10 protein-coding genes are annotated in these 7,586 nt (G+C 33.7%); 8 read left to right on the forward strand and 2 right to left on the reverse strand.

The genetic code is table 11. The features are described 5' to 3' along the window. Nucleotides 1–52: 52 nt before the first annotated feature. From AOG55_RS05310 to AOG55_RS05330, 5 genes are read left to right on the forward strand one after another with little or no spacing between them, the layout of a single operon-like run. Nucleotides 53–1,105, forward strand: coding sequence for an NAD(P)-dependent glycerol-1-phosphate dehydrogenase (locus AOG55_RS05310; RefSeq protein ID WP_048101679.1), 1,053 nt, complete (start codon nt 53–55; stop codon nt 1,103–1,105). Between the two features lie 48 nt (nt 1,106–1,153). Further along, a complete protein-coding gene (locus tag AOG55_RS05315; protein ID WP_048101680.1) occupies nt 1,154–1,585 on the forward strand; it encodes a UPF0179 family protein in 432 nt (143 codons plus the stop codon). After that, nucleotides 1,586–2,740 carry a YchF-related putative GTPase gene (ychF, locus tag AOG55_RS05320; protein WP_055041010.1) on the forward strand — a complete coding sequence of 385 codons (1,155 nt, stop codon included), beginning with the start codon at nt 1,586–1,588 and terminating at the stop codon, nt 2,738–2,740. A gap of 4 nt (nt 2,741–2,744) precedes the next feature. Continuing rightward, nucleotides 2,745–3,173: a 30S ribosomal protein S12 gene (locus AOG55_RS05325; protein WP_048101682.1), complete on the forward strand. Its 429-nt coding sequence runs from the start codon at nt 2,745–2,747 to the stop codon at nt 3,171–3,173. Between the two features lie 4 nt (nt 3,174–3,177). Further along, on the forward strand, nt 3,178–3,741 hold the full coding sequence (locus AOG55_RS05330; protein WP_048101683.1) for a 30S ribosomal protein S7: 564 nt from the start codon (nt 3,178–3,180) through the stop codon (nt 3,739–3,741). A gap of 102 nt (nt 3,742–3,843) precedes the next feature. Here AOG55_RS05330 and AOG55_RS05335 read toward each other — a convergent pair whose 3' ends face one another. Next, nucleotides 3,844–4,356 carry a DUF2269 family protein gene (locus AOG55_RS05335; RefSeq protein WP_048101684.1) on the reverse strand — a complete coding sequence of 171 codons (513 nt, stop codon included), beginning with the start codon at nt 4,354–4,356 and terminating at the stop codon, nt 3,844–3,846. Between the two features lie 91 nt (nt 4,357–4,447). Between AOG55_RS05335 and AOG55_RS05340 the strand changes: the two genes are divergently transcribed. Continuing rightward, the gene (locus tag AOG55_RS05340) at nt 4,448–5,758 is read left to right on the forward strand and encodes an alpha,alpha-trehalose-phosphate synthase (UDP-forming) (RefSeq protein ID WP_055041011.1); all 1,311 of its coding nucleotides are present in this window, start codon (nt 4,448–4,450) and stop codon (nt 5,756–5,758) included. Between the two features lie 7 nt (nt 5,759–5,765). Beyond that, nucleotides 5,766–6,497: a trehalose-phosphatase gene (otsB, locus tag AOG55_RS05345; protein WP_055041012.1), complete on the forward strand. Its 732-nt coding sequence runs from the start codon at nt 5,766–5,768 to the stop codon at nt 6,495–6,497. Nucleotides 6,498–6,500: 3 nt separating this feature from the next. Here the strand turns inward: otsB and AOG55_RS05350 are convergent, their stop codons facing one another. After that, nucleotides 6,501–6,962, reverse strand: coding sequence for a multiprotein bridging factor aMBF1 (locus tag AOG55_RS05350; RefSeq protein ID WP_048101687.1), 462 nt, complete (start codon nt 6,960–6,962; stop codon nt 6,501–6,503). A 75-nt stretch (nt 6,963–7,037) separates the two neighbouring features. On the opposite strand from AOG55_RS05350, the gene AOG55_RS05355 reads away from it, so the two are divergent. Further along, nucleotides 7,038–7,586, forward strand: a 549-nt coding sequence (locus tag AOG55_RS05355) for a fibrillarin-like rRNA/tRNA 2'-O-methyltransferase (RefSeq protein WP_055041013.1), incomplete at its 3' end; no start/stop codon positions are given.

A 7,586-nucleotide genomic window follows, 5' to 3' on the forward strand; every position in this document is an offset into this window, starting at 1 on the left:
ATTACTGTATCTTTATGGCTAAATTTATATTCAAATTAAATATGTCAATATTATGATATTTAATAAAATACGATCAATGCATTTTCCCAATGATGTTTTTATTGGCCATAATGCAATAGTTAATATAAACGATGTTGTTAAAAAAAATTTGAGATCAGGAGAAGCATTAATAATTACCGGAAATAAAACATATGAACTGGCAGGAAAATATATAGAAAAATTGCTGGATGATATACAATATAATGTCCTGATTGTTGATGGGGCATCCATTGATACCTTAAATTTCATTAAAAATGAAATTAAAAATTCAAAAATAGGTGTTGTTATTGGCGTTGGTGGTGGTTCCAAAATCGATCTTGCCAAAAAAACCGCGGCAGATATTGGTGTTCCTTTTATAAGCGTACCAACCGCCCCAAGCCATGATGGCATTGCATCACCAAGGGCATCAATATCAGATGGAAAATCTGTACTTTCAGTGGAGGCAGTTATGCCATCTGCAATAGTTGCGGATACATCAATAATGTTAAAGGCACCGTACAGATTTGCTGCAGCCGGTGCAGCAGATGTTATAGCAAACATTACTGCTGTTGAGGATTGGCGTCTTGCATACAGATTAAAGGGGGAGGAGTTTAGCAGCACTGCTGCAATCATATCAGAGTATACATCCAAGGAGCTAATGGAGAACGCAAATATGATACAGCCGGGAATGGAGGAAAGCATATGGCTCATAACAAAGGAAATACTTGCCTCAGGAACAGCTATGGCCATAGCGGGCACTTCCAGACCAGCAAGTGGGAGCGAACACTTATTTGCCCATGCACTGGAGGTTCTTGGCAGGGGCACCTCAATGCATGGAGAGCAGGTGGCAATGGGGTCTCTGGTAAGCATGTACCTTCAGGGAGGGGACTGGATTAAACTGAAGGAAACATATAAAAAGATAGGTGTGCAAACAAAAGCATCAGAATATGGAATTTCTGATGATATTGCAATAAAGGCCCTTTCAATTGCCCATAGATTGAGGCCTGAAAGGTACACAATTCTTGGAGAAACAGATCTTAGCACGAGGGTGGCCGAAAAGGCACTTAAAATTACAGGAATTATATAATGTAATGATAACTTTAATAAGGTATTTATTTTTACAGTATGTGATTATATGGGTAAAATTACATTAATTGGTGTTGATTTAGCGAGAAAGGGTGATGTTTTTACTTTTGTTGGCCCTCTTACTGGAAAATGCGATGAATGCAGGATAAGAAATGTATGTTTTAACCTGGAAGAGGGTAAAAGATATAAAATCGTCAATGTAAAGGAGCAGATAAATCCATGCTTTATTTTTAATAAAAATAAAGTTTCCACGGTGGAGGTTGAGGAGATGCCAAATACATTTAATGTACAGTACAGCCGCCACCTTATTGATGGAATTTCACTGGAGCTAAAATCCATGAAATGTGATTATATAACATGCCCTTTCATAGAAAAATGCAATCTGATTAATTATAAGGGCAGCAAAAAAATTGTTGTCAGGAAGGTTTTGGGCAAGATTAAATGCCCAAAGGGATATGATATGAGGGAAGTGGAATATTAAATGCTTAAAATTGGGTTGATTGGAAAGCCTAACGCTGGAAAATCCACACTTTTTTCTGCAATAACGCTATCTGACGTTGATATAGCAAATTATCCATTTACCACAATCAAACCAAATGTTGGTATATCATATATTACCGATGAATGCCCAGAAAGGTATATCGGTGCAAAATGCAATCCACGCGAAGGCAAATGTATTAATGGCATAAGATACATTCCCGTGGAAATCATTGATGTCCCCGGACTTATAGAGGGTGCCAGTGAGGGCAAGGGTATGGGCAATGAATTTCTGGATAATATACGTGATGCAGATATAATAATAAATCTTTATGATGTAAATGGCGATGAGGATTCAGGTGACTACAAAATAAACATTAATATGGTAAGGAACGAAATAATGCTATGGCTAAAGGAGAGAATATATAGAGACTGGCAAAAATTTGCCAGAAAGGAGGATGCTGATACCTCAGAAAGATTAATTGAGAAGATTTTAAAAAAGGTGGCCTCATTTGGGATTAAGGAGAAGGATCTATTTTACATTATGTCCAATGACTCATTTCCAGAAAGGTTAATAGACTGGAAACCGGTGGATGTAGAGAGATTCTGCAATGATATTCTAACATATGTAAAGCCCATCTTTAATATTGGAAATAAGATAGACCTTCTGGATTCAGACTCAATTGAAAAAATAAAAAAGGACTTAAATAACAATTTTTTAATATCCGCAGAATACGAATTTATTCTCGCCAAGGCGTTCAAAAATGGTTATATAAATAATAATTCAATAGATTTTAACTATACAAATAAATCTGGCGAGGAACAAAAAAATGCCCTTGAAAAAATAAGAATGTTTTATAAAAATAATGGCATTCGAACATTTACTGATATTATAACAGATATTATAAAAGGCTTGGGTTATATAGTTGTATATCCGGTTGCAGATGAAAATAAGTGGACTGATAAAAATGGTAACATACTTCCGGATGCCTACATAGTTAAGGATGGTACAACTGCACTTGACCTCGCCTTTCTGGTGCATACAGATATTGGAAAGAACTTTATAAGGGCCATAAACGGAAAAACCAAGAGAGTAATAGGAAAAGATTATAAATTATTAAATAATGATGTGGTCAGAATTGTTTCCAATTTAAGGTGATATAATGCCCAATGGTATGAATGCAGGCAGAAAATTAAAAAAAGTTAGAAAACATTACGCATGGTCAGATCGTGATTATAAAAGAAGAATGCTTAATCTTAGAGAGAAGAGTGATCCTCTTGAGGGGTCACCACAGGCAAAGGGTATAGTCATAGAAAAGGTTGGTATTGAGGCAAAACAGCCAAACTCAGGCATCAGGAAGTGTGTCAAGATACAGCTTATAAAAAATGGAAGGCAGTTATCAGCCTTTGCCCCTGGCGATGGTGCAATAAACTATATAGATGAGCATGATGAGGTTGTTGTCGAGGGTATTGGAGGTAGAATGGGCAGGAGTAAGGGAGATATTCCTGGTGTTAGATATAAGGTAATAAAGGTTAATGGAATATCACTGCTTGAGCTTGTTCGTGGAAGGAAGGAGAAAACAGTAAGGTGATTTCATGGATCAGCTTTTAATGAATAAATATGATGTAAGTGGGATACAGATTCACGATCAGGGTCTTGCAAATTATATAAATTTAACATCTTACATTAATCTGCATACCGGAGGAAGGTTTTCAAACTATCTTTCGGGTAAGAAGAACATGAACACCATCGAGAGGCTTTTAAATAAGCTTATGAGAACAGAAAAATGGACAGGAAAAAAATATTCTGCATATAAAGTTTTAAGTGAGGCTTTCGACATAATAAATAAAAAAACAAAACAAAATCCTGTGCAGGTACTTGTTACAGCCATAGAAAACAGCGCTCCAAGAGAGGAGGTAACCAGGTTAAAATATGGTGGTATTGCAGTCCCGAAATCAGTAGATGTATCACCCTCCAGAAGGCTTGATGAGGCATTAAGAAATATATGCATAGGTGCAACTAAAGCCTCATTTAAACATAAAATACACATAGAGGAATGCCTTGCAAACGAAATTATACTTGCATCAAGAAACGATGGAAACTCATATGCAATATCCAAAAAGGAAGAAATAGAAAGAGTTGCAGCTTCTGCCAGATAAGTATTTTTTTATTTTTAAAATTTATAAATAAAGTATATTTATTCGGTTTTTAGTGTGTATTGATTCTATAATTTTATAAAATGTTTATACATGCAGTTTTACCTAATAATAAACCCTCAGTGCAACCATAAGAAGCACTATAATAACCATCAGAATCATTGTTATAAATGAGAAAACGTGTGTTTTTTTCCTTATCTTTTTTATCTCATCAAATTTGTTCTGTTCGTTTAATTTAACTATTAACCTACCATGATAAATATTATTTCCATACATTATGACAATCATTATTATAATAAGAACCTCAGCAATAAAAAGGATATGCCCCTCTGTGCTGGTAAAATAAAGTGAGAAATTTTCCAGATACTTATATGTCATCGTTAGCCCTGTTGCTATAAGGAGTATTAAGCTAATATTAGTATATAATGCAAACTTTTTTCCAACAAACCCCAGCAATCTGGTTCTTATTTTCTCATCATTAAGTTTATATGACTCCGGCCACAGTATAAGCCAGATAAAAATTGAGCCCCCGACAAATATTATGGCGGATAAAACGTGTATAAATAATATAATTGTTAGGCCGATTTTCTCCACCGGCGGTAAATTAAGGTAAAACATTCTGGCATTATTCTAATAAATTATATTAAATTAATCACATTTGTAAATATCTTTTTAAAAAGTAATTTAAGGTATAAAAACATATATATTTATGAATTATTTAATAGTAACAAACAGCTGTCCGTTTTCACATGATAAACAGGGCAATAAAATTGTTACAACCAGTAATGTTGGGGGTGTTGCAACGGCCCTAAAGTCCATGCTCGAAAAATTTGGTGGCACATGGATTTGCTGGGGAAGGGGGTCCGCAGATGAGAATTTCTGTGAGGAAAAGTATAACAATTATACGTTAAAAAGAATTATGTTAACAAGGCGAGAGAGGCAGGGGTTTTATGAAGAGTATTCAAATGGTGTTTTATGGCCACTTTTTCACTATTTCCGGGATAAAATAAAATTTATGCCTGTTTCATATAAAATATATAATGAGGTTAACAAAAAATTTGCAAAGGAAATATCTCAGAATATTGAAAATAATTCAGTAATATGGATAAACGATTACCAGCTTACAATGGTTCCATTTCATCTCAGGCAGATGGGTATAAAAAATAAAATAATATTTACATGGCATATACCATGGGTATCTAAGGAATTTTATTCTATACTTCCAGAGGGGAGGGATATTATTCAAAGTCTTTCTATGAGCGATGTTTTAACATTTCATACAAAATTATATACCAATAATTTTACTGAAACATACAGATTCCTTTTCAATGAAAAACCGCATAGCAAAGTTTATTCAATACCACTTGGGATAGATACGTCATTTTTCTCATATGAAAGGGCAAGGAAAATAAAATATGATGGCATCGCAAACAAAAAGATCATATTTTCCATTGACCGGCTCGATTACACCAAAGGATTGATAAATCGTGTGCTGGCCATAGAAAGAATGCTCAAAAAATTCCCTGAACTTGCAGGTAAGTTTGTTTATGTAATGAATGTTACACCAAGCAGAACCAATGTTCCAGAGTATATAAAAATGAAAAAGGAAATAGAAATGACGGTTGGCAGGGTCAATGGTGAATTCAGCACCATGTCATGGACACCAATAATATACATGTATAGAAAAATAAAGGATAGCACGTTACTATCGTATTACAAAATAGCTGATGTGGCATTAATTACCCCATTAATTGATGGTCTTAACCTTGTAAGCAAGGAATTTATATCAGTTACAAGAAAGGGTGTTTTAATAATATCCAAATTTGCTGGTTCAGCATGTTATTTAAATGATGCACTGCATGTTAATCCATATAACCTTGATGAGATTGCAGATGCAATAGTAACAGCAATAAATATGGACGAGGGTGAGAAATATGACAGACTCCAGAAGCTAAAAATGGAGGTGCAAAAAAAGGATAGCACATGGTGGTATAAAAAAATAATAAGCAAGGTTGCATAATCCCAACATGAATGAAATTAACAAAATTTTGGGGGACGTTAAAAGCATAATAGATCTGGAACCACAAATATTTCTGGATTATGACGGCACGCTTGTTCCCATAAGAAATGATCCCTCAAACTGCTATGCAGACAGCGAGCTGGATTTTATTTTAAAATATTTGGATAAATATTATGAACTTTTTATTGTGACCGGAAGGTCACTTGATGACCTTATAAAATTTATAGGCAATTATAACATTGTTGCACTCCATGGTGATATATATTATATTAATGGTGAGGTTATTGAAACATGTGAGTTCCAGAGATATGTAAGAATATGCAATAAATTATATGAAAACAGACATTTTTTCACAAAAAAGTATAAAAATTTAAAAATTTTTAATAAAACAGGTGGCCTGTTATTTCATATGGGTGATGTGCATGATGGCAATGAAATTAATGAGATAATAGGTGAGGTTAAAAAAATCAGCAGGGAGGTCAGCATGGATGTATACAGGGGTAAGAATATCGTTGAGCTAAGAATGCCGGGCATAAATAAGGGAACTGCAATAAAAAAGATAAGGAATAAGAATAGGCCGGCCATAATAATCGGGGATGATATTACAGACGAGGAGGCTTTTGAAAATAATAAAGATGCAATAACAATAAAGGTTGGTTCTGGAAAAACATCAGCAAGGTATAATGTGGAGTATAAAGATGTGAGGGAAATTTTAATAGATATTATAAATTTAAGATAAAAGTTAATCCTTCTCTATTAGCTTAATATTTAAAACCTTCTCAAGTTTCTTTGCCGTATTTATATCCGGCAGGAGTTCCCCGCGTTCTATGTTTGATAATACATTTTTCCTTTCCAATATCTTTTGCGCAAGCTCCTCCTGCGTCATGCCCATCTGCTCCCTTTTGCTTTTTATTAACCTGGCATAATCCTCCACTATATCAAGATTTTCAATATTTTCAGGCTTCCTGTAAATTTTTTTAGGATTATCCCTGTTTAAAGGCTTTTTAAATGGTTTTTTATGCTGTGGAACTATAATTTTTTTTTCGGGGAATTTTATTGTCAGTGTTTCGCTTAAACTGTTATATTTTTTTTCCTCCACAGGTTCACCGAATCTTGCACAATCCTCGCATACATTGAGAATTGCACCATCTATTTTTATCTTAATTAATTTATTTGTTTGTTTTCCACACATATCACAGTTCATGGTTATATATTATTAATTACAATATAATTTTATTGCACTCGTAAATATTTATTTACATTGCTTTAATATTAAAATGTGAAGGAAATAAACAAAAATATAATTATGGAAAAAAACAGAATTTTCACAGTATCTGAGTATAATAAATCAGTGTACGGTGAAAAAATTAGAAATTATTCTGGAAAATATTTACGTGAGTGGAATCCAAAGAGGAGCAAACTTGCAGCTGCAATCATAAAGGGGCTTAAGGAAATTCCATTGAATAAAAACACAAATGTGCTATATTTGGGGGCATCAACAGGAACAACCGTTAGTCATATATCAGATATTTGTTATAATGGAAGGATATTTGCAGTAGAATTTGCCTACGACCCATTTGTAAAACTTTATAACCTTGCAAAAATTAGAAGTAATATTTTTCCAATTCTTGATGATGCAAATATGCCTGAGAAATACAGATTTTTTGTGGATAAGATTAACTTTATATATCAGGATATTGCCCAGAGGAATCAGGTTGATATTTTTAATAAAAACGCTGATTTATTTACTTGCGCAAAATATGCAATGCTGATTTTGAAACTAAAATCGATTTCTTCTAGGAAAAATGAGAGATTTATTCTAAATAAA

This window comes from Acidiplasma cupricumulans (assembly GCF_001402935.1).
Taxonomy (GTDB): domain Archaea; phylum Thermoplasmatota; class Thermoplasmata; order Thermoplasmatales; family Thermoplasmataceae; genus Acidiplasma; species Acidiplasma aeolicum.

What these genes read in the sequence shown, in the direction of transcription:
- AOG55_RS05350 (WP_048101687.1), bottom strand. Translation starts at nt 6,962, where the DNA reads ATGAACTGTGATATGTGTGGAAAACAAACAAATAAATTAATTAAGATA.
- otsB (WP_055041012.1), top strand. Translation starts at nt 5,766, where the DNA reads ATGAATGAAATTAACAAAATTTTGGGGGACGTTAAAAGCATAATAGAT.
- AOG55_RS05315 (WP_048101680.1), top strand. Translation starts at nt 1,154, where the DNA reads ATGGGTAAAATTACATTAATTGGTGTTGATTTAGCGAGAAAGGGTGAT.
- ychF (WP_055041010.1), top strand. Translation starts at nt 1,586, where the DNA reads ATGCTTAAAATTGGGTTGATTGGAAAGCCTAACGCTGGAAAATCCACA.
- AOG55_RS05325 (WP_048101682.1), top strand. Translation starts at nt 2,745, where the DNA reads ATGCCCAATGGTATGAATGCAGGCAGAAAATTAAAAAAAGTTAGAAAA.
- AOG55_RS05310 (WP_048101679.1), top strand. Translation starts at nt 53, where the DNA reads ATGATATTTAATAAAATACGATCAATGCATTTTCCCAATGATGTTTTT.
- AOG55_RS05335 (WP_048101684.1), bottom strand. Translation starts at nt 4,356, where the DNA reads ATGTTTTACCTTAATTTACCGCCGGTGGAGAAAATCGGCCTAACAATT.
- AOG55_RS05340 (WP_055041011.1), top strand. Translation starts at nt 4,448, where the DNA reads ATGAATTATTTAATAGTAACAAACAGCTGTCCGTTTTCACATGATAAA.
- AOG55_RS05330 (WP_048101683.1), top strand. Translation starts at nt 3,178, where the DNA reads ATGGATCAGCTTTTAATGAATAAATATGATGTAAGTGGGATACAGATT.